Origin of the sequence: Cohnella xylanilytica (genome assembly GCF_014212175.1) — a bacterium.
Classification (GTDB): Bacteria; Bacillota; Bacilli; order Paenibacillales; family Paenibacillaceae; genus Cohnella; species Cohnella xylanilytica.
In genome coordinates this window covers 77,039-95,272 of record NZ_JACJVR010000020.1, presented here as the reverse complement: position 1 = coordinate 95,272, position 18,234 = coordinate 77,039, and the positions used below count along the sequence as shown (strand labels likewise).

At 58.6% G+C, this 18,234-nt stretch carries 20 protein-coding genes and 1 pseudogene; 10 read left to right on the top strand and 11 right to left on the bottom strand.

Translation table 11 applies throughout. The features are described from left to right. Positions 1-70 precede the first annotated feature (70 nt). The 3 genes and pseudogenes from H7B90_RS06770 to H7B90_RS06765 form a co-directional block, all read right to left on the bottom strand. Positions 71-886: a ferredoxin reductase family protein gene (locus H7B90_RS06770; RefSeq protein ID WP_260410821.1), complete on the bottom strand. Its 816-nt coding sequence runs from the start codon at positions 884-886 to the stop codon at positions 71-73. A gap of 54 nt (positions 887-940) precedes the next feature. Continuing rightward, positions 941-1,201: pseudogene (locus H7B90_RS33670) on the bottom strand (ferric reductase-like transmembrane domain-containing protein); the annotation flags it as partial. 242 nt (positions 1,202-1,443) lie between these two features. After that, positions 1,444-1,806, bottom strand: a complete 363-nt coding sequence (locus H7B90_RS06765) for a winged helix-turn-helix transcriptional regulator (RefSeq protein ID WP_185135101.1) — start codon at positions 1,804-1,806, stop codon at positions 1,444-1,446. A gap of 181 nt (positions 1,807-1,987) precedes the next feature. Between H7B90_RS06765 and H7B90_RS06760 the strand changes: the two genes are divergently transcribed. Further along, on the top strand, positions 1,988-2,503 hold the full coding sequence (locus tag H7B90_RS06760) for a dihydrofolate reductase family protein (RefSeq protein ID WP_185135100.1): 516 nt from the start codon (positions 1,988-1,990) through the stop codon (positions 2,501-2,503). Positions 2,504-2,771: 268 nt separating this feature from the next. Here the strand turns inward: H7B90_RS06760 and H7B90_RS06755 are convergent, their stop codons facing one another. Continuing rightward, on the bottom strand, positions 2,772-4,049 hold the full coding sequence (locus H7B90_RS06755) for an adenylosuccinate synthase (RefSeq protein WP_185135099.1): 1,278 nt from the start codon (positions 4,047-4,049) through the stop codon (positions 2,772-2,774). A gap of 112 nt (positions 4,050-4,161) precedes the next feature. On the opposite strand from H7B90_RS06755, the gene H7B90_RS06750 reads away from it, so the two are divergent. Together H7B90_RS06750 and H7B90_RS06745 are read left to right on the top strand one after the other, a co-directional pair. Continuing rightward, entirely contained in the window at positions 4,162-5,043 is an 882-nt protein-coding gene (locus H7B90_RS06750) for a LysR family transcriptional regulator (RefSeq protein WP_185135098.1), read from the top strand. 119 nt (positions 5,044-5,162) lie between these two features. Next, entirely contained in the window at positions 5,163-5,708 is a 546-nt protein-coding gene (locus H7B90_RS06745) for a DinB family protein (RefSeq protein ID WP_185135097.1), read from the top strand. 76 nt (positions 5,709-5,784) lie between these two features. Here the strand turns inward: H7B90_RS06745 and H7B90_RS06740 are convergent, their stop codons facing one another. Next, the gene (locus tag H7B90_RS06740; protein WP_185135096.1) at positions 5,785-5,946 is read right to left on the bottom strand and encodes a hypothetical protein; all 162 of its coding nucleotides are present in this window, start codon (positions 5,944-5,946) and stop codon (positions 5,785-5,787) included. 107 nt (positions 5,947-6,053) lie between these two features. Between H7B90_RS06740 and yidC the strand changes: the two genes are divergently transcribed. Next, the gene (gene yidC, locus H7B90_RS06735; RefSeq protein ID WP_260410819.1) at positions 6,054-6,884 is read left to right on the top strand and encodes a membrane protein insertase YidC; all 831 of its coding nucleotides are present in this window, start codon (positions 6,054-6,056) and stop codon (positions 6,882-6,884) included. Positions 6,885-6,968: 84 nt separating this feature from the next. Here yidC and H7B90_RS06730 read toward each other — a convergent pair whose 3' ends face one another. Further along, positions 6,969-7,529, bottom strand: a complete 561-nt coding sequence (locus tag H7B90_RS06730; RefSeq protein ID WP_185135095.1) for a GNAT family N-acetyltransferase — start codon at positions 7,527-7,529, stop codon at positions 6,969-6,971. Positions 7,530-7,781: 252 nt separating this feature from the next. Here H7B90_RS06730 and H7B90_RS06725 point away from each other — a divergent pair, with 252 nt between their 5' ends. The 5 genes from H7B90_RS06725 (at position 7,782) to H7B90_RS06705 (ending at position 13,908) form a co-directional block, all read left to right on the top strand. Next, positions 7,782-8,462 (top strand): response regulator transcription factor, encoded by a 681-nt coding sequence (locus H7B90_RS06725; protein ID WP_185135094.1) that lies wholly within the window; start codon positions 7,782-7,784, stop codon positions 8,460-8,462. Then, on the top strand, positions 8,459-9,835 hold the full coding sequence (locus tag H7B90_RS06720) for a sensor histidine kinase (protein ID WP_185135093.1): 1,377 nt from the start codon (positions 8,459-8,461) through the stop codon (positions 9,833-9,835). Before H7B90_RS06725 ends, H7B90_RS06720 begins: the two co-directional genes overlap by 4 nt. A gap of 103 nt (positions 9,836-9,938) precedes the next feature. Continuing rightward, a complete protein-coding gene (locus H7B90_RS06715) occupies positions 9,939-11,657 on the top strand; it encodes a S41 family peptidase (RefSeq protein WP_185135092.1) in 1,719 nt (572 codons plus the stop codon). A gap of 156 nt (positions 11,658-11,813) precedes the next feature. Continuing rightward, positions 11,814-13,136: a hypothetical protein gene (locus H7B90_RS06710; RefSeq protein ID WP_185135091.1), complete on the top strand. Its 1,323-nt coding sequence runs from the start codon at positions 11,814-11,816 to the stop codon at positions 13,134-13,136. A 325-nt stretch (positions 13,137-13,461) separates the two neighbouring features. Continuing rightward, on the top strand, positions 13,462-13,908 hold the full coding sequence (locus H7B90_RS06705; RefSeq protein WP_185135090.1) for an OsmC family protein: 447 nt from the start codon (positions 13,462-13,464) through the stop codon (positions 13,906-13,908). An 8-nt stretch (positions 13,909-13,916) separates the two neighbouring features. Here the strand turns inward: H7B90_RS06705 and H7B90_RS06700 are convergent, their stop codons facing one another. The 3 genes from H7B90_RS06700 to H7B90_RS06690 all read right to left on the bottom strand — a co-directional run bounded on the left by H7B90_RS06700 (position 13,917) and on the right by H7B90_RS06690 (position 15,510). Then, a complete protein-coding gene (locus H7B90_RS06700; protein WP_185135089.1) occupies positions 13,917-14,381 on the bottom strand; it encodes an acetyltransferase in 465 nt (154 codons plus the stop codon). Positions 14,382-14,421: 40 nt separating this feature from the next. Continuing rightward, complete coding sequence (locus H7B90_RS06695; protein ID WP_185135088.1) at positions 14,422-15,051, bottom strand: 2OG-Fe(II) oxygenase; 630 nt, start codon at positions 15,049-15,051, stop codon at positions 14,422-14,424. 99 nt (positions 15,052-15,150) lie between these two features. Continuing rightward, positions 15,151-15,510, bottom strand: coding sequence for a winged helix-turn-helix transcriptional regulator (locus H7B90_RS06690; RefSeq protein WP_185135087.1), 360 nt, complete (start codon positions 15,508-15,510; stop codon positions 15,151-15,153). A 140-nt stretch (positions 15,511-15,650) separates the two neighbouring features. Between H7B90_RS06690 and H7B90_RS06685 the strand changes: the two genes are divergently transcribed. Continuing rightward, the gene (locus H7B90_RS06685) at positions 15,651-16,001 is read left to right on the top strand and encodes a DoxX family protein (protein WP_185135086.1); all 351 of its coding nucleotides are present in this window, start codon (positions 15,651-15,653) and stop codon (positions 15,999-16,001) included. 10 nt (positions 16,002-16,011) lie between these two features. Here the strand turns inward: H7B90_RS06685 and H7B90_RS06680 are convergent, their stop codons facing one another. Further along, a complete protein-coding gene (locus H7B90_RS06680; RefSeq protein WP_185135085.1) occupies positions 16,012-16,524 on the bottom strand; it encodes a hypothetical protein in 513 nt (170 codons plus the stop codon). 131 nt (positions 16,525-16,655) lie between these two features. After that, a complete protein-coding gene (hflX, locus tag H7B90_RS06675; protein ID WP_185135084.1) occupies positions 16,656-17,933 on the bottom strand; it encodes a GTPase HflX in 1,278 nt (425 codons plus the stop codon). Between the last annotated feature and the right edge of the window lie 301 nt (positions 17,934-18,234).

Below are 18,234 nucleotides of genomic sequence, written 5' to 3'. Positions count from 1 at the left end.
TCCGTGCAATCCTTGCACGAATCTGCAAGGTTGTCCGAGTCTTCCTGTCCCGGTTCCTATCCTCTACTCTTCATCGGAAATGAAATCGTTCGTAACGGACCGAGGCAGCCGGAACCCCTCGGCGCCGGAAGTCTCTCTTGAACGCGGCCAGCATGGGGGCCGGTCCGCACATATAAACGGATTTGCCCGCCAACCCGCCCTTCAATTCGTCGGCCAGGCGCTCGACGGAGAGCCTGCCCTTCTCGGCCGAATAGTGCATGTGCAGCTTGAAATGCGGATGACGCCGCACGGCTTCAAGGATCTCGGACAAGAAGAAGGCTTCCTCCGGGGTTCGCACCGTATAAAAGAAATCGATCCGATACTCGAGCCGATGCGGCATATCCCGAATCCAACTTAGAAAAGGGGTGATGCCGATTCCGCCAGCGATCCAGATTTGATCCTTCCCGCCCCGCCGATAATCCATCTTGCCGTAGCCGCCCTCGACGACCGCCCGGGTGCCGGGCATCAGATAGTTCTGAAGATATCCCGTGTAATCGCCAGCGGCGCGAATCGCAAGCCTCAGGCTGGATTCCCGAGGGGAACTGCAGACGGTGAACGGATGCCATTCGGATAAGGCACGGTTCCCTTTGAAGCGAATGAACAGGAATTGACCGGCTTCGAAGCTCATCCGCCCGGTCTCGGGAGCCAGGACCGCTTCGATCGCTCCCTCGCCGAGCCGTCGCACTTCCGCCACCTTATAGATCGCCCTGCGCCTTACGAAGCGTGCAATCAGTTCGGTGTACAAGTAAGAGACGATTCCGACCCCCATGGCGGCTAACAAGAGGCCGAACGGCACCGAAGCCGATCGAACGAGCGGATCCACGAGCATGGCATGAGCCGTTCCCATAATGAAGAATACTCCAATGAATTTATGGGAGATTCGCCATCCCCGATAGCCGAGTCGGATGATTCGCCGGATGATCGGGATGCGCGGAGCCAGGGACAAAAGAATAAGAAGGATGAATCCGCCAAAAGCGATATAACCGGGCGCCCGCCCGGGAGGCACCTGATCGGGGTTCAGCGGCATCACCAGGAAATGCAAAAGGAGGAGCAAAAAAATCCATGTGCCGGCCTGTCGGTGCAAGGCGTACATGCGATCAAGGCCGCCGAAGAAGCGCTCCAATACTCGCGACCGCGTCGCAAGCAATAAAGCGAAGGCCATGAGGATCATCATCGTAGAGCCGATCCATTCCCCCGCATACCGGAGAGCCAAGTCCGGACGCCTGCCGTCATCGGCGGGGGGAAAGACCAGCCACGCGCATGCGTTGGCAAGCGGCAGAGCCGCGAGAATGAGATTCCCTGCGCTCCACCCCCGCCGACGGACAAGCCCTTTGAGAACCATAGACATAACTTATCCTTTCTCGATGGAGAAGCGAACTTGGAACCCTCGCTACATGCGAGTCTTTACATAACCTTCTCCGCTTCCGGGTCCGTCTCCTTCTTCTCTTGCTTCAGAATGGAGCCGTACTCCTGGGTCCAAGTCCACATCGCCTCGAAGATCGGCTGCAGCCCCTTCCCGCTCTCGGTCAACTCATATTCGACATGCAGAGGAACGCCCGGATACAAAGTCCGCGTGACGATCCCCTTATCCTCCAGCAGGCGCAGCCGATCGGTCAGCGTCTTCGGGCTGATCGGCTGCAGCTTGCGGCGCAGCTCGCCGAAGCGCCGGGTTCCGTTGAACAATTCGAACAAGAGAAGGAGCATCCACTTGCCGTCCAGGAGCTCCAGAATCGGTTCGACTCGGCCCGGGCAGGATCGATCCATCATCGCGATCCCCTCCATACTTCATTTTTTGAAACTATTGCACTTAAATGTAACTACTTTTCAAATGTATCATAGATCCCTTACGATGTGAATCAGGAACTGCGAGGGTCCGGACCGGGCAGCATCCACACATCCGCCATCCGAAGAATACGGAATGGAACATACCTTGAGGAGGAACCTCTCTATGAAAACGATAATGTGGGCGACTTTAACCGCTAACGGCAATTACGCGCAGTCCGGTCCCGAGAACCCGCCGAAGCCGGAAGCGCTTGGCGACTTCGCGGCGCAGGCCCAAGCGGCGGGCAACTTCATCGTCGGGCGCAAGACGTTCGAGGGCATGCGCGGCAACGGCGGCCCCGGACCCTTCGCCGATCTCGATATCGTCGTCGTCTCCAAGAGCGCCTCGGCTATTCCCGGCGTAACGGTGGTCGGATCGCCGCGGGAAGCGTTGAGCTACCTGGAACGGCGAGGTCATCAGGCCGCTCTGATCGGCGGCGGCGCGGACATCCACAATTCTTTTCTGAGCGAGGGGCTTGTGGACGAAGTGATCTTCAACGTGGCGCCCGTCTTGGAAGGCAAGGGACTCAACCTGCTCATCGATCAAGAGAGCTACCGGTATCGGCACGTGGAGTTGCTGGACTGCAAGCCTCTCGGCGGCGGCGTCGTTCAACTGCGTTATGCGGTCCAGGATCGTCATTGACCCCGTTCAGTTAAGTAAATAAAATAGGACCCTCTAACCTCATTGTCCTTATCGAGCCAAGATCCGTGCTGATTTCAGCACGTTTTCTTTTTTCCGCAATTGCCAGCCCCCAACAATCCCTAAGGTTGAAAAAACGTAACGGACACAGACGCGCCTATTTTGCAAAAAAACGCCTATTTTGACCATCGGATGAGTCATTAAGAGCCGTGACGTTCGTTAGAATGACGGCTAAGGAACGAGGAACGAGTCCATGAAGTCGAGAATAGCCTTATCGCGCGATGACTTGTTCCCGTCTCGGGCCGACGGAGATCGCCGATATGGCGACGCCTATCTTCGATTCGATAAACTCGACATAACGCCTAGCGGCCTCGGGCAGGTCTTCATACCGACCCATCCGAGAGATATCGCGATTCCACCCCGGAAGCCGCTTATAGACAGGTTTGGCGGAGAACAATCCGGCGGTGACCGGGAATCGGTCCGTGAACCCCTCCTCCGTCTCGTACCCTACGCATACAGGGATCTCGTCCAAATATCCGAGCACGTCCAGATTCGTCAGAGCGACCGTCGTCGCCCCTTGGATTCCGCAGCCATAACGCGTCGCTACTGCATCGAACCAACCGACTCGCCTTGGCCGGCCGGTTACGACGCCATACTCGCCGGCATCTCCGCCCCTGCGGCGAAGCTCCTCGGCCTCGGCCCCCTCCAACTCGGTTACGAACGGTCCGGCGCCGACGCAGCTGGAATAGGCCTTGGTGACGGCAACGACCTCGGTTATCCAATGAGGCGGAATTCCCGCACCGACCGAAGCATGGCCAGCAAGCGTGGAAGACGACGTCGCGAACGGATATATGCCATGGTCCGGGTCCCGAAGCGCCCCGAGCTGTCCTTCCAGAAGAATCGTCTCTCCTCTTCCATGGGCTTCATGCAGCAAAGAGGTCGTGTCGCAGACATACGGCGCCAGCGGCTCGGCATGCCCGCTTAGCCGTTCGATCCATTCTTCGGCCTTGACCGGAGACTGCCCGTAAAGATGCTGAAGCAACACGTTCTTGCTCTCAAGCAAGCGCTCGATCCGCTCGCGCAGACGGAATGAATCGAACAGATCGGCGACCTGGATTCCGAGTTTCGCATATTTATCGGCATAGAAGGGGGCGATTCCGCGCCTCGTCGAACCGAAGCTCCTTCCCCCTAATCTCTCTTCCTCCAGCTCATCCAACAGGGGATGCACCGGCAGTACGACTTGGGCCCGCTCCGATATCCTTAATTGGGGATCGGGAACACCGCGTTCCGATAAGGATTGCAATTCGTTCCGCAGCACCTCGACGTCCAGGGCGGCTCCCGGGCCGATCACATTCACGACGTTCGGGTAGAACACTCCCGAAGGAAGCATGCGCAGCGCGAATTTTCCGAGAGGATTGAGAATCGTATGCCCCGCGTTGCTCCCGCCTTGATATCGCACCACATACGACGATTGCGCGGCCATCGCGTCCGTCATTTTCCCTTTTCCTTCGTCTCCCCAATTCGCACCCACTATTGCCTTAACAGCCATCTTCTCTAACCTCCAGATTCTGTAATAGCTTGCAGAGTTAATGATAAAGGCAAAGAAGTATATTAGAATAATTGATATTCGTAATATCCGATATAAAGAGAGGTAATGCCGGGTGGAAGTCAATTTGGAGTGGTACCGCGTTTTTTATTGGATCGCGAAAACGGGCAGTCTGTCGCGTGCGGCCGAGCGTCTTCACATCACCCAACCGGCGGTCAGCCATACCGTTAAGCAGTTGGAGAGCTCCCTCGGCGGCCAGCTGTTCTTCCGCACGACTAAGGGAGTGACTCTGACCAAGGAAGGCGAGGTGCTGTTCCATTACCTGGAGCAAGCGTTCAATTACGTGGAGATCGGAGAAAAGGCGATTGCGGAGATGAATCAATTAAACAGCGGGGAGATCGCGATCGGGGCGAGCGACACGTTGTGCAAGCATTTTTTGCTGCCTTACCTGGAACGGTTCCATGAACGTCATCCCTCCGTCCGGATCCGGGTCACGAACCGGACGACGCCGGAGACGCTCGCGCTGTTGAAGGAGGGCAAAATCGACTTCGGCATCGTAAGCTTGCCCGCTTTGGATAAGCAGGTCGATTTCCGCGAGAGCGCGCCTTTGCAAGACTGTCTCGTCGGGGGAACCCTATATCGGGAGCTGGCGGCAGGCCGCGCGACCCCTATCGACGCCCTGAATGAGTATCCTCTCCTGCTGCTCGAAGCGGGAGCCAGCACGCGGCGTTATCTGGACGATTACGCGGCATCGCATGGCGTTACATTGAAGCCCGAATTCGAGCTGGGAAGCATCGACCTTCTCGTCCAATTCGCGCGCAGCGGATTCGGCCTGGCCTTCGTCATTCGCGATTACGTGCAAGAGGAGCTAAGGACGGGCGAGCTCGTCGAGATCCCGCTTAATCCTCCGATACCCGCCCGTCATATCGGGATCGCCACGCTTCGAGGGGTTCCCTTGTCCTCGGCGACGAAGTCTTTTCTACAGCTGCTGCCCTGATACTTTGATTGGCGATATAAACAAACGAAATAGCATATTGTTTACACTAATCATAAACGTATTTATAATTTGGCTATATATTGAATAGACAACATCAAGCAGAGAAGGAGGCTCAACCCATGAAAGAGAATGAACCGCCGTTATCTAACGCCCCGGTCCGAGACGTCCTTCAATTCCAATACCAGATCTCCTGCCAGATGCTCGACATCCATCTAGCCGGCCTGGAAGACGACGAATTTCTCTGGAGGCCCGCCTCGACGGGGCTTCATCTGGTTAACGAATCGGGGGAATGGCGCGCGGATTGGCCGGAATCGGAAGGGTACGAGATCGGACCGGCCAGCATCGCTTGGCTGACGTGGCACATCCTGTTCTGGTGGTCCATGGTCCTTGACCATTCGTTCGGGGACGCTGCGCTGACGCGTGAGAAGATTCCCTGCCCCGGAAGCGCGAAGGAAGCGATCGATCGAATTCGTCAATTGAGAAAAGAATGGGAGGCTGCGTTCGCCCGATTGCCGGAGCCTGAACTGCACTCCCGCTCGCGAACCAAGTGGCCCTTTGGCGATAAGCCGTTCTATGAGCTTGCCGCCTGGCTCAACCTGGAGCTCATGAAGAATGCCGCCGAGATCGGATATGTCCGCTTCCTGTACGCGGCGCGCCAAGTTTGAGTTCGAGCATGTCCGTGATATAATATAAATTATATTTTCGGACAATTCGGAGCGATCGGAGGCGGACCGGGATGGATCAGTGGATCGAACTATTGGTGCTGTCCGTCGGCCTTCTCGCTTCGATCGGCTCTCTCTCCTCGCTCTTCTTCTCCGCGAGGGAGGTCGCTTGGAGCCACCACGCGGCCGCCGCCGGTCCGACTCCGTGCGTCCCCGTCGGCCTTCCCCGGCTGAACGTCATTCAGCGCTGGATGGCTCGTACCGTCAGGCGCAAGGAAGCGCCGGATGGCGATGCGGATTGCTCCCCTCTCTATTGTATGTTCCATACATTCAATAGGGAGGACAACAATGACCAAGATGACGATGCCTCGAGGATGGGCGAAGCCCGCTCGCCTCGCTTGGATCGGAATCATTCCGATCCTTCTATTAAGCGGATGCTCGCCGGCATCCCAGTCGGCCCCGATATCCGCCTCTTCGCCGGGGTTCTTTAACCACTACTTCATCTATCCCTTCTCGTTCCTGATTCAATCTATCGCGAATGCCTTCGATGGAGATTACGGATTGTCGATCATCCTGATGACCGTATTGATCCGGTTCGCGATCCTGCCGCTTATGATGAATCAAACCAAGAAGCAGACGGCGGCGAAGGAGAAGATGGCCGTCCTCCAACCGGAGCTGGACGCCATTCGAGAGAAGTATAAGGACGATACCCGCCCGGAGGCCAAGCAGCAGCAGCAAGCCGAGGTCTTGCAGCTCTACCGGAAGCATCAGTTCAATCCGCTCGGCATAGGCTGCCTGCCGATGCTCCTTCAATGGCCGATCACCCTCGCCTTCTACTACGCCATACGCCGGACCCCGGAGATCGCGGCGCACGACTTCCTGTGGTTTAGCTTAGGGAAGCCGGACATCGTTCTGTCGCTGATCGCCGCGGCCGTGTATTATGTCCAGTTCCGCGTATCGCAATCGCAGTCGGCGCAGCAGCTGCAGAACTCCAACCCGTCATTGGCGTTCCTTGGGCTGCTGTCCCCGATCCTGATGGGCGTCTTCGCCCTCATGATGCCGGCGGCGCTGCCGCTGTATTGGGCCGTGGGCGGTATCTTCCTGATCGTTCAAACGATATGGCTTCACAAAAGGTATTCGAAACCGGCGCCGGCCGATCGGCCCGTTCCGGCGGAATAGAGCAAGGAAGAAAGGCCGCGCCTGGCGCGGCCTTTCCCCTGCTTCTTGCTATCTCCGCGGCGCTCCCTCGGCACTACGGCGGTCTTATTCGAAGAGCAAATACCAGAATAACGCGACTTCGTCTTTATTTCTCGGAATGCCCCGATACAGATAACGGTCGACTCCGCCCAGGACAAAGCCGCAGCTCTGATAGAACCTGCAGGCGTTCACGTTGTTGTTCTGGGTCTCCAGCATAAGCCCGGGCATTCCGCCGTCCTTGGCCCATCGCTTGGCCCGGTCGATCAGCTTCCGGCCGATGCCGAGTCCCCTGAACTTTCGGTCCACCGCAATGTCTTCGATTAGCGCGTATTTGTTCCAGTTCCGGGTCAACGCGATGCGTCCCGCCGCTTCATCGCCGGCCCAAGCCAGATATCGGATTCGGTCCGGGCCGCCGACGGATTCCGAGCAGTCTTCGTCCTCGTTCTCCGCGTCTGAATTTACTTCGTCCTTATAGCTCTTCGTATAGCTCGGAACGGACTCCACCGCGAAGCCGAATTCCCGCCCCTTCAGCGAAGGAACGAGAATCGAATCCACGACGAAGCTGTCGTCAATCTTCCCGTAGGCGTCCTCGTCTCCGGCCGCGAATTCCCGAATGACAATATCCATGCTTTTCACCTCGAGTTAAACGATGCTTGACGCCGAAGGGCCTCCCGGTAGATCGGCAGATCCTGCCCGTACTTATGCGGTAGTCGAAAAGGATCGTTCATAAGATCACCTACCCTCATGCATCTGGGATCTATTTCCTGCCGTAATAGGGTTAATAATACCACCCGAACCTAGCATGCGGCTATTCCCGGCGCGATTCTCGCTGCTATAATATGTCAGGTCAGGAACACAGGAAGGGAGCGCGGCGCCGTTATGGTGAAAATTCTGATTGCCGACGACGACCCCCATATTCGCGAGCTGATGAGCCTCTATCTGCGGAACGAAGGCTTCGAAGTCGCGGAGGCGGACAACGGCGAGGATGCGCTTGCGCTCGTCGCGGCGGCGGACGTCCAGCTGGTCATTCTCGATATTATGATGCCGCTCATGGACGGCTGGGAGCTGTGCCGGGAGATTCGCAAGCGGGATGCCGACCTCCCCCTGCTCATGGTGACGGCCAAGGGGGAAGCGGTTCACAGGGTGAGGGGCTTCCAGCTGGGCAGCGACGATTACTTGACCAAACCGTTCCACCCCATGGAGCTGGTAATGCGGGTCAAGGCGCTGCTGAAGCGGTACCGGATCGCCGCGTCCCGGCTCATTCGACTGGGCGGAATCGTGCTCGACGGGCGCAGCAACAAGGTGATCCGGGACGGCGAGGAGCTGACGCTGCCCCTTAAGGAATTCGAGCTGCTGTTCAAGCTCGCCGGCCATCCCGGACAGATCTTCACCCGCGAGAGCCTTATCGTCCAGATCTGGGGGATGGATTACGAAGGAGACGACCGGACGGTCGACGTCCATATCAAGCGGCTGCGGCAGCGCTTCGCCGGGGATGCCGAGCATTTCCGTATCGAGACGGCCCGCAGCCTCGGCTACCGGCTCGTGGTGAACGCGGAATGAAGACCTTATACGTCCGTGTCGTGCTGACTTTTCTGGTCATCATTATCATCAGCCTGTTGTCGTCCTTGATCGTCGGTCTCGCCCTGTTCCAGCCGAAGCTGAACCGCCTCGGCCAGGAGGAGATGACGGGCGCCGGCGAGCGGATTATCCGTCTCTACGAGCTGACGCGTCCGCAGGACCTCGACGGCTTCCTGACGCACGCTTCCAAGCTGGTCTCCTATCCGATGGTTCTGTTCAGCGACGAGGACCATTACCGGTCTTACGGCCGGGAGATGAAGAAGCTTCCTGCCAGCCTTGCCCCGCAGGCGGTTCGGCAGGTTCTGGACGGGCGAGCTTACCGTTCCGCGCTTCGGGGCGCGGACGAATTGACGGTAGGCCTCCCGTTGGCCTCCGAAGGCCGCACCTACGGCTTGTTTATGTTGACCTCTTCCAAGAACGAGGGGACGATTCTGCAGCTTCTATCAGCGCTTCTGCTGCTGGCGCTTGCCGTCGGCAGCCTGTGCATTGTGGCGGCGGCCCGCTATCTGGTGAAGCCCCTGCGGGCGTTGACGGCGGCGACGCGGGAGCTGGCCAAGGGCCGCTTCGACGTCGAATTGCCGGCGAAGCGCCAAGACGAGCTCGGGGAGCTGGCGCGCAGCTTCAACGGGATGGCGCGCGATCTGAAGCAGTTGGAGCAGATGCGGCAGGACTTCGTCTCCAACGTCTCGCACGAGATCCAGTCGCCGCTGACGTCCATCTCGGGCTTCGCCGAGGCGCTCAAATCCCCGGGGCTGACGACGGAAGAGAACCGCTCCCGTTATATCGACATTATTTTGTCCGAGAGCGATCGGCTATCCCGGCTAAGCGACAACCTGCTGAAGCTGGCGTCCCTCGAATCGGAGCAGCACCCGATGGCGGCGCGGACCTTCCATCTGGACGAGAGCATCCGGCAGGCCGCGGTCGCCTTGGAACCGCTGTGGTCCGCCAAGCGGCTGGACCTCGAGCTGTCGCTGCCCCCCGTGCTTAAGATTCAGGCCGACCCCGACCAGCTGAACCAGGTGTGGACGAACCTGCTGGGCAACAGCATCAAGTTCACCCCGGAAGGCGGGAAGATCGCCGTCGCTATCGCTCCCGAAGGCGACGAATATAAGGTCACGATAACAGACACCGGGATCGGGATTCCGACGGAGGATCTCGATCGCGTCTTCGAACGGTTCTATAAAGCCGATCGGTCCCGCCGAAGCGGCAGCGGCAGCGGCCTCGGGCTGTCCATCGTCAGGCGGATCGTTCTCCTTCACCGCGGTCGGATCGAGGCGGCCAGCTCCCCCGGGCAAGGCACGACCGTCACGGTCCGGCTGCCGCGGAACGCCGCTCCAATCTCCCCGTCTCGTTAAACGCTTCTTCCGCCAAACTCGCGCGAGTTCACGCTCCGTTCATATTTCGCTTCTACTCTTCCAGCGTAACGGATATTTCAACGATTGCACTGGAGGCTAAGCGATGAGTACTTTGGCGGATAGTTTGTTGGGGGCGTATAAGTGGCTAACCCCGTATGAGATGGTTTTGTGCGCGATCGAGCTCTTCTTGCTAGGATGGTATGCCTTCCCGGCTCGCCGCCCTTCCCGGTGGATCGACTTCGTGCCGAGCGCGGGCGTGCTGACGTCCGCCCTGAGCCTGCTTCGCGGGGATGCGACCCTGCCGGCCTTGATTCTGTACGGCCTGAGCGGCTTGCTGTTCCTGTGCACGGCGAAAAGAATCTGGGCGCCCAAGCGGCAAGCCCCGCTTCCCAAGCGCAAGAGACTCCGCGCGATCGTCCGCGCCGCGTCGTGTCTCGCCGCCATGAGCCCGATCGTCCTCGCGCTCCTGCTCGCCGGGGAGATGCGCTACAACCCGGCCAGCGACTTCCGGGAGTTAAGCTACTCCGAGGCGTTCATCCGGTTGAACGAGCGGCTGTCCAAGGAATATCCCTTCGGCGACTGGAAGCAGGTCGATTGGGAAGCTATGGAGCGCAAGTATGAGCCGATCTTCCTGGAAGCGGAGAAGAAGCGCGACAAGGAGCTTTATTACAAGACCCTGCGGGAGTACCTGTTCTCGTTCCGGGACGGTCACGTCAAGATCGTCAACGAAGCCCTGTACGAGGACAATCCCGTCTTCAAGCGAGAGGCCGGGGGCGGCTTCGGCCTCAGCGCTGTCCTGCTGGATAACGGCCAAGTGCGCGTCAGCCTGCTGCTTAGGGGCAGTCCGGCGGAGCGCGGCGGAATGGCGCTGGGCGACGAGATCGTCGCCTGGAACGGGAAGCCCGCTTCGGACGTCTATCGGGCGACGGCCTGGAGCGAGAATCCGACGGCGACGGACGGGGACCGGAGGATGAACCAGGGCCGGTTCATGACTCGGGCGGCGGTCGGGAGCCGGGTGGAGATCGAGTACAGGAGCCGGGCGGAGAACAAGTTGAGAAAAGCGACCTTGCAAGCCTATGACGACGACTATGCGACCCTGAAGGCCACCAAGGTGAAGCTGAAGATGACGGATGCCCCTGTCGAAGGGCGCGTCTTGGAGAACGGATACGGCTATATCAAGATCCGGTATTTCCTGCCGAACGATGCCGTGCCCGGTCCCGCCGAATCCTTCGCGGAGATGATTCGAGATTTTCGGAAGCGTTCCGTCAAAGGCCTGATCGTCGACGTCCGCGATAATCCCGGCGGCGATGACGATATGGCCGCGGCCATCGCCGGTTATGTAACTTCGGAGAAGCGGCATTACGAATCCGTCAGCTATTACAGCCGGACGACGGGCCGATTCGAAGAGAATGCCGGAGAGACTCTCGTCATAACGCCTAAGGGGTCGAGTTACAAAGGAAAGGTCGCCGTCTTGGTCAACCACAACACGGCCAGCTCGGGGGAGGGCTTGCCGCTCGTGCTGAAGGGGCAGCCCCGAACCGTCCTTGTCGGCTTCACCTCCACGAACGGCTCCTTCGGCGTGATGAGCCGTCCGATCGAGGCGAAGATGCCGGAAGGCTACCTGCTTCGCTTCCCGGACGGGCGATCTCTGAACGCCCGGGGCGCCGTTCAAGGCGACAGCGACGGCCAGGGCCGGGGCGGCGTCTCGCCCGATATTCAAGTGCCGCTGAACGAGGAGACGTTCGCCGCGAAATATATCGAGGGGCAAGACGTCGAACTTCAAGCCGCCGTCGAGGCTCTGGAGAAGATGGGCCCCGCCTAGTGAAGGCGGAGACTTGGGTCGATGGCAATGCCTGCTAGAGCAGAGGTGAAGCTTTTGGTCACAGAGCGCAAATCCGACCGAAGTCTTACCTCAAAGACATATGGTATACTTAGGAAATGTTTGCGCCCTAGAACCGACAGGAGGAATCGTACCGCCATGAGATTATTCGCTAAAAGAATCCTTCCGCTAGTCCTGTTCGCCTTCCTAGCGATCTCGCTTCATCCCTTGGCGCCGACCGCGTCCGCCGCGGAATTCACCCGGCTGCCGCAGCCGGAATGGACGGCCGCGATGCCGGCCAATACGTCAACCGAGCCCGACTCCAAAAATGCCTACTACTTGGGAGACAGACGCCTTCCCGTCGTGTCCGACGGCAACGGCTCCAGAACCGCCTATACGTTCTTGTTCCAAGCGGATCGCTCTTCCGGCAAGCTCAAAAGGATCTACAAGCTGCTCGCTCTGGACGACGCGACCGGGAAGACGAAGTGGATGCATACCGCCCCGCTAGCCTATAACTCGTTCGACATGGATCTCAGCGGCAACGCCTACTACATCGACAAGGTCAAATCGGGCGCCCGGACGCTAGACAGGCTCGTCGCCCTGGATTCGAACGACAAGCAGCGGTGGGTCAAGACGTTCGGCGGGTCCAACAACTACAAGGTGCTCGGCGACGGCCGCATTGCGGTCATCACCTTGGATGCCGGATTAGACACCACCCTCACCCTGTATTCGAAGGAAGGCAAAACTCTCTATACCCGGAAATTCAAGGACGCCGGCATTCGCCATATCCAGGGGGATTACGTCGGGGTCGTCAACTACAAAGCGCCGAAGAGCACGACGACGATCGAGATCTATTCGATCTCTTCCGGCAAGAAAATCGCGACGGCCGTTCTGCCGCCGGAATATTTCAATGCCGTACATGCCGAGTTCGACGTTCTGAGCGGCGGAACGCTGCTCGTCCCCGTCTATCATGCGAAGACCGGGGTCGAGACCTTATACGGCTACTCGCCGGACGGCAAATTGAAGTGGAGCCGGGTTCTGCCCAGATCGACGCAGGACGGCGAGTACGGTTCCGATACCGTCTATGGAGGCGTCGTCTACGCCAAGACGATTTACGACTCCTTCTTCGTCTCCGTCGGCAACAACTATCTCGTCCAAGAGAAGAACAAGCTCAGCCTGTACGACACGAGCAACCGATTGATCGCGGCTAAGACGTTCGACGATTTGCCGGGTCAAGGCTCGCTTCAACGGCTGGGCGACGGAAGCATCGTCTTCGGCGCGACCGAGAGACCGGGCTTCCTGCCGACGAAGCCCGAGCCCAAGAAGGCCGCCTTCTATGTGATGGATTCGCGGACGCTGCAGGTTAAGCACTCTCTGGTGATGGAAGATGCCCTGTTCAACCAGGCAGACGTCCGCTTCTACGACGCGAACACGTTCTATCTCGATTCGAGAGGAAGTCTCGCGAAGTATATTTTGAAGTAGCCGAATCGGATAGCCTTCCCGATTCCGATTCCGATTGCGACGACGAGCCGAAGTCCCTTATCCGCGGGCTTCGGCTCGTTTTTTGTGTTCTTGCTAGGGGCAGGCGCTAGCTCTAACTGCCCATAAAATAGCGTCATCCGGAACCGCTAGCGCATCCCATCTCCCTTCGCCGCCCAAGCGATTGGGCAGTTGGAGTATCCTCGCGCCAAATTGACAGATTTTGAGGGATCAGATTATAATACACACTAAGCCTATTAAATAAGTTTGAATTAAACAAAAAAAGTTGATCCGGTTATGAACCGGATCCAGTAAAGGAGGGCGTCTCATGCCCAATGTTCAAACGTTCAAAGCGACGGCGCATCTGCAAGACGGAGTCAGGGTTGTCACGAATGTCAGGCAATTCGAACTGATCATCGACGAGCCGAGAAGTCTGGGCGGCACGGATACGGGCATGAATCCCGTTGAAGCGCTGCTGGCCTCCCTCGGCGCCTGCCAGTCGATCGTGGCCAGAGTCTATGCGCCGAAGTTCGACGTGAGGCTGGAGGATTTCCGGGTCGAAGTCGAAGGGGACCTGGATCTCGACGGGTTCTTCAACCGCTCCGAAGTTCGCCCGGGCTACTCCGATATCCGGTATACGTTCTACGTCAAGACGGACTCGCCCGCGGAGAACGTGGAGCGGTTCGTGCAATTCCTGGAGAGCAAATGCCCGGTCGGAGATACGATCGCGAACCCGGTTCGCCTTAAGCTGGATCGTATCGTGATCGAGCCCTAATCAACCTTTTAAGCCGTTCCCCTCTCGCTGAATTCCATATGGAGCAAGGGGAACGGCTTGCCCGATCCGTCCAGCTCCGACCGCCCGGTCTGCACGAAGCCGAACCGTCTGTAGAACGCGCAGGCGCCTTCGTTCTGCTCGTTCACGTCGACTTGCAGCGCTCTTCCCTTAAGCTGCTGGGCATGCTCAATCAGACGGGTGCCGATGCCCCTTCCGTGGCGATCGGGATCGACGAACAGCATCTCGATCTTGGCGCCGTCCAGCCCGATAAACCCGGCCGGTTCCCGGTTCTCGTCTCGGCTTACCCAGATCTCGACGGCTCTTAAGGCCCCGTTCCGAACGATCCCGCGGTAAAATTCGATGTCCGATTCCGTCAGGAAGGTATGGGTCCGACGGACGGCCCGGTACCAAATCTCGACTAACCGGTCGTGATCGCTCTCTTGGTAGGGGGTAATCTCGTTCTCATTCGTCATGCAAGCTCCTCCTAAAACGATGCCATGATTCCAACTGCATCTAGCGATATTGCTGCCTTCTCATCCATTGGGTCGCGACCCACTTCTCCCCGGCCGTCACGGGATTCCCCGCATGCAGCGTCAATTCGTTCAGCCTCTTGTCGCCGTAGAAGTATTCGAAGTAGACCGCGCCGCCCTTCTTGGGCGCTACCCCGAACCGAAGCGACGGGAAGTACGTTTCGCCGCCCTCTTCCACGTCGTTCAGATACATGACCAGCGTGCTGATCCGGTTGTTGACGACGTCGCCGGACGCGAAGTAGTCGTAGTGGGGCTGATACTGCTCGCCGGGCCCGTAGTGCAAGATTTGCAGCGGCTCGGCATGCGCGAGGGGGACGTTCATCAGCTCGGAGACACGGGTCTCGATCGTCCGAACCCATTCATTCTCGCTCTCTTCGAAAAACATGCTGCTGCCGGTCCGAACGTCGCTGACGACGCGGGACTGGCCGACCTTGGCCCGCCTCATGCGTTCTCCGGCCAGTTCGATCAGGGCGTCGCACTCTTCGAAGCTTAATACGTTGTCCAATATCAGAATCAGAGGCTCGTCAATTCTCCCGACAATCGGAATCTCCCGGTCGCCCGTTCGAATCTTGTTGCCGGCCGCATGGATAATCGTCTGCTCTTGAATGGTCATCGGTTCATCCTCCAATAAGATTCATTGAGGGAAGCAATCGAATGGCATGAAGTCAGATGATCTGAGGAAAAGCGAAGCTTCTGCTCGCCATGGGTATATTCAGTTGCCCGGGAATGATTCCGCCTTCCGTTCTTCCCCGTATAACTCGTTCATATGCTCGATATGCCCGACTCCCCAGTCGTTCATCGCCTGCAAGACGGGGGCGATCCGCCGCCCGTACGCGGAGATGGAATATTCGACCTTGGGGGGAACCTGGGGATATACCTCGCGGCGAACGATATCGTGGTATTCCAATTCTCTTAACTGCTGAGCGAGCATCTTCTTGGTGATGTCCGGAATCGCCTTCTGAAGCTCGCTGAATCGCAGGGTTCCGTTGTTGAATAGGTTAAGCAAAATAACCGGCTTCCACTTGCCGGTCAGGATGTCCAGCGCCGTCTCGAACTTGCAATAAGTCTCCACTCGGTGCCCTCCTTCCCTTCCCCTCCCGAGGTTACTTTATCTATACCGGGTTTAGATGAAGTGCCTACTTCCGAATCGTTCCTCTACAAAATATTATAGGTCTGGGCGTCTAAGACGTACAAGAGGAGGCGAACGGAACGATGAATATCGCGTTATGGATCGTGCAGGGGCTTCTCGCGCTCGGATTTATCTTCTCCGGTTGGATGAAGGCGTTCCAATACGAGAAGGCCAAATCGTCCTGGCCTTGGGCGGGAGAAGTGCCGAGAGGTTTGGTATTCTTCATCGGCATCGCGGAGCTGATCGGGGCTGTCGGCCTGATCGTGCCCGAGGCGACCGGCATCGCGCCCGTTCTGACGCCGATCGCCGCCATCGCGCTGGCCGTCGTCGTGTTGCTGGGAGCCGGATTCCATATCCGTCGCAAGGAGAGCCGGCAGATCGGCGTGAACGTCGTATTCCTGGTATTGGCCTTATTCGTGGCGATCGGTCGCTAAGAGGCGCCGATCAGGTTCTCGAACTTGCGGAACGGCTCGTTCGGATAGCGTAGGACAGGGAGGCCAAGCTGATCGTCACTCCCCAAGTCAGGAAGCCTCCGTATACCGGGAGCAGCACCCAAGGGTCGAATTCCGGATTGTCCGCGAGGTCGATAGTGCCGGCGATCAGCCTGGCGAAGGTCGTCAAGCCGATGACGATGAAGAACAGACCTCCCGCGCAGGACGGGACGAGCAGCATCCAGCGCGGGACCCTTCTTCCCCAATCCCGGACCAAGGCCAGCGCGAGCACAGAGGCGATCAACGCCAATAAGGCGGTCGTATCGATGCCGCGGACGTACAAAGATCGGCTGAGGGGATCGGCGTCGGCCGTCATCGAAGCATGAAGCTCCTCGATGCCTTCGGCGGAAGCGAGGAAGGGCACTCCGTTCGCCCATAGCGTCTTAAGAATCGCGTAGGGAACGAGAGCAAGGGATGCGGCATAGCCCCACTTGGTCGATAGCCGCCAGGACTTCGTCTTCATCATGGCCTATCTCCTTTCGAATCCATCGTTGCCGTTATGGTATGAAGCGGACTTGAAGCCCGTATAGGGTAGAGAGAGCCGGTTACTCCCGAGTCGGGGGCCCGGCTCTCTTCCTTTTTACATGCCATCCGAGTCTATTCCGTCGCTTCCGCCTGAACGAAGAACTCCTTGTACTTCTCGTAGTCGGCCCTCTTGCATTCCATGATCAGGCGAGTGCCGTTCTCTTCGTACTCGGTCGACCGAACGTGCGCGTTGGCGTTGAAGTAGGATACGAGCCGTCCTTCCGAGAACGGGATCACGACTTCGCACAGCATGTAATCCCGGAAGATCCGCTCTCTCGCGAGCGCGATCAGCTCCTCCAAGCCCGCTCCCTGCCTGGCGGAGAGATAGACGCTGTCCCCGTCGGCCCGCGGGTAGGGCTGGCCGGTCAGATCGGCCTTGTTGTAGGCGTAGATCATCGGAATCCCGTCGGCGCCGAGCTCCTCGAGGGTGGAATTCGTCACCTCGATATGCCGCTCGTATTCCGGGTTGGACGCGTCGACGACCTGGATGAGAAGGTCGGCTTCGGCCACTTCCTCGAGCGTCGAGCGGAACGCCTTGACGAGATAGTGCGGGAGCTGGCTGACGAAGCCGACCGTGTCGGTAAGTAGAAACGACTTGTTGTCCGGCAGCTCGATGGCGCGGACCGACGTCTCCAGCGTGGCGAACAGCATGTCTTGGGCCAGCACCTGCTTGCCCGAGTCCGGCATGAACCGTTGAAGGACGGCGTTCATGAGGCTGGACTTGCCCGCGTTGGTGTATCCGACGAGACAGACGACGGGCACGCCGGTTTTGTGCCGCTGCTTGCGCTGTACTTGGCGCTGGGCGACGAGCTTCTCGAGCTCGTGCTGGAGGGCCGCGATCCGGTCCTCGATGCGCCGGCGGTCGAGCTCCAGCTTCGTCTCGCCCGCTCCCCTGTTCTTCAGGCCGGAGCCGCCGCCTTGCCGCCCGAGCGACTCGCGCAGGCCGACGAGGCGGGGCAGCATATACTGCAGCTTCGCGACCTCCACCTGAAGCTGGGCTTCCCGGGTGCGGGCCCGTTCCGCGAAGATGTCGAGGATCAGAATCGTCCGGTCGATCACCCGCTTCTGCAAGGCGCTCTCCAGATTGCGGATCTGAGAAGGAGAGAGCTCGTCGTTGAAAATAACGGTCGAGGCGTCGCTCCCTAGCGCGAGCGCCGACAGCTCGTCGATTTTCCCCGTGCCGATGTAGTGCGAGCTGTTAATCTTGACCGCGTTCTGGGTCAGCTGCCCGACGACCTCGATGTTGCAGGCTTCCGCGAGATTGGCCAGCTCCTCCATCGAATAGGCGAAGCCGGGGCGGTCGTTCAAATTCACGCCGACGATGACGGCGCGGTTGTTCGGTTGTTCCATAGAAGGTCCTCCCCTTCACAAGTCGGATTTGGGTACAAAAAAACACACGGGCGCCGCGGCCTGTGCGTTCTGCGTACGGGGAAGAGGACTCCGGAACGGCGGCAAGAGACTCCCCCTATGTCGGGTCGGGGAGTGCCTTCCGCGCTTCCGAATATACAAGTCGCATGAGACAGACTTATCCTGAGTCCTCTGCACACAGGCAGAACCTTGGCGCTAACGATTAGCCGCGCGAAGAACGAACCCGGATAAAGTCAATCACACGCAACCCTCCGTTCCAAATAAAGTAAAGCCATTCTAACAC

Coding starts and splice junctions, on each gene's coding strand:
- H7B90_RS06770 (WP_260410821.1), bottom strand. CDS start 886: ATGGGAACGGCTCATGCCATGCTCGTGGATCCGCTCGTTCGATCGGCT.
- H7B90_RS06765 (WP_185135101.1), bottom strand. CDS start 1,806: ATGATGGATCGATCCTGCCCGGGCCGAGTCGAACCGATTCTGGAGCTC.
- H7B90_RS06760 (WP_185135100.1), top strand. CDS start 1,988: ATGAAAACGATAATGTGGGCGACTTTAACCGCTAACGGCAATTACGCG.
- H7B90_RS06755 (WP_185135099.1), bottom strand. CDS start 4,049: ATGGCTGTTAAGGCAATAGTGGGTGCGAATTGGGGAGACGAAGGAAAA.
- H7B90_RS06745 (WP_185135097.1), top strand. CDS start 5,163: ATGAAAGAGAATGAACCGCCGTTATCTAACGCCCCGGTCCGAGACGTC.
- H7B90_RS06740 (WP_185135096.1), bottom strand. CDS start 5,946: ATGACGTTCAGCCGGGGAAGGCCGACGGGGACGCACGGAGTCGGACCG.
- yidC (WP_260410819.1), top strand. CDS start 6,054: ATGACCAAGATGACGATGCCTCGAGGATGGGCGAAGCCCGCTCGCCTC.
- H7B90_RS06730 (WP_185135095.1), bottom strand. CDS start 7,529: ATGGATATTGTCATTCGGGAATTCGCGGCCGGAGACGAGGACGCCTAC.
- H7B90_RS06725 (WP_185135094.1), top strand. CDS start 7,782: ATGGTGAAAATTCTGATTGCCGACGACGACCCCCATATTCGCGAGCTG.
- H7B90_RS06720 (WP_185135093.1), top strand. CDS start 8,459: ATGAAGACCTTATACGTCCGTGTCGTGCTGACTTTTCTGGTCATCATT.
- H7B90_RS06715 (WP_185135092.1), top strand. CDS start 9,939: ATGAGTACTTTGGCGGATAGTTTGTTGGGGGCGTATAAGTGGCTAACC.
- H7B90_RS06710 (WP_185135091.1), top strand. CDS start 11,814: ATGAGATTATTCGCTAAAAGAATCCTTCCGCTAGTCCTGTTCGCCTTC.
- H7B90_RS06705 (WP_185135090.1), top strand. CDS start 13,462: ATGCCCAATGTTCAAACGTTCAAAGCGACGGCGCATCTGCAAGACGGA.
- H7B90_RS06700 (WP_185135089.1), bottom strand. CDS start 14,381: ATGACGAATGAGAACGAGATTACCCCCTACCAAGAGAGCGATCACGAC.
- H7B90_RS06695 (WP_185135088.1), bottom strand. CDS start 15,051: ATGACCATTCAAGAGCAGACGATTATCCATGCGGCCGGCAACAAGATT.
- H7B90_RS06685 (WP_185135086.1), top strand. CDS start 15,651: ATGAATATCGCGTTATGGATCGTGCAGGGGCTTCTCGCGCTCGGATTT.
- H7B90_RS06680 (WP_185135085.1), bottom strand. CDS start 16,524: ATGATGAAGACGAAGTCCTGGCGGCTATCGACCAAGTGGGGCTATGCC.
- hflX (WP_185135084.1), bottom strand. CDS start 17,933: ATGGAACAACCGAACAACCGCGCCGTCATCGTCGGCGTGAATTTGAAC.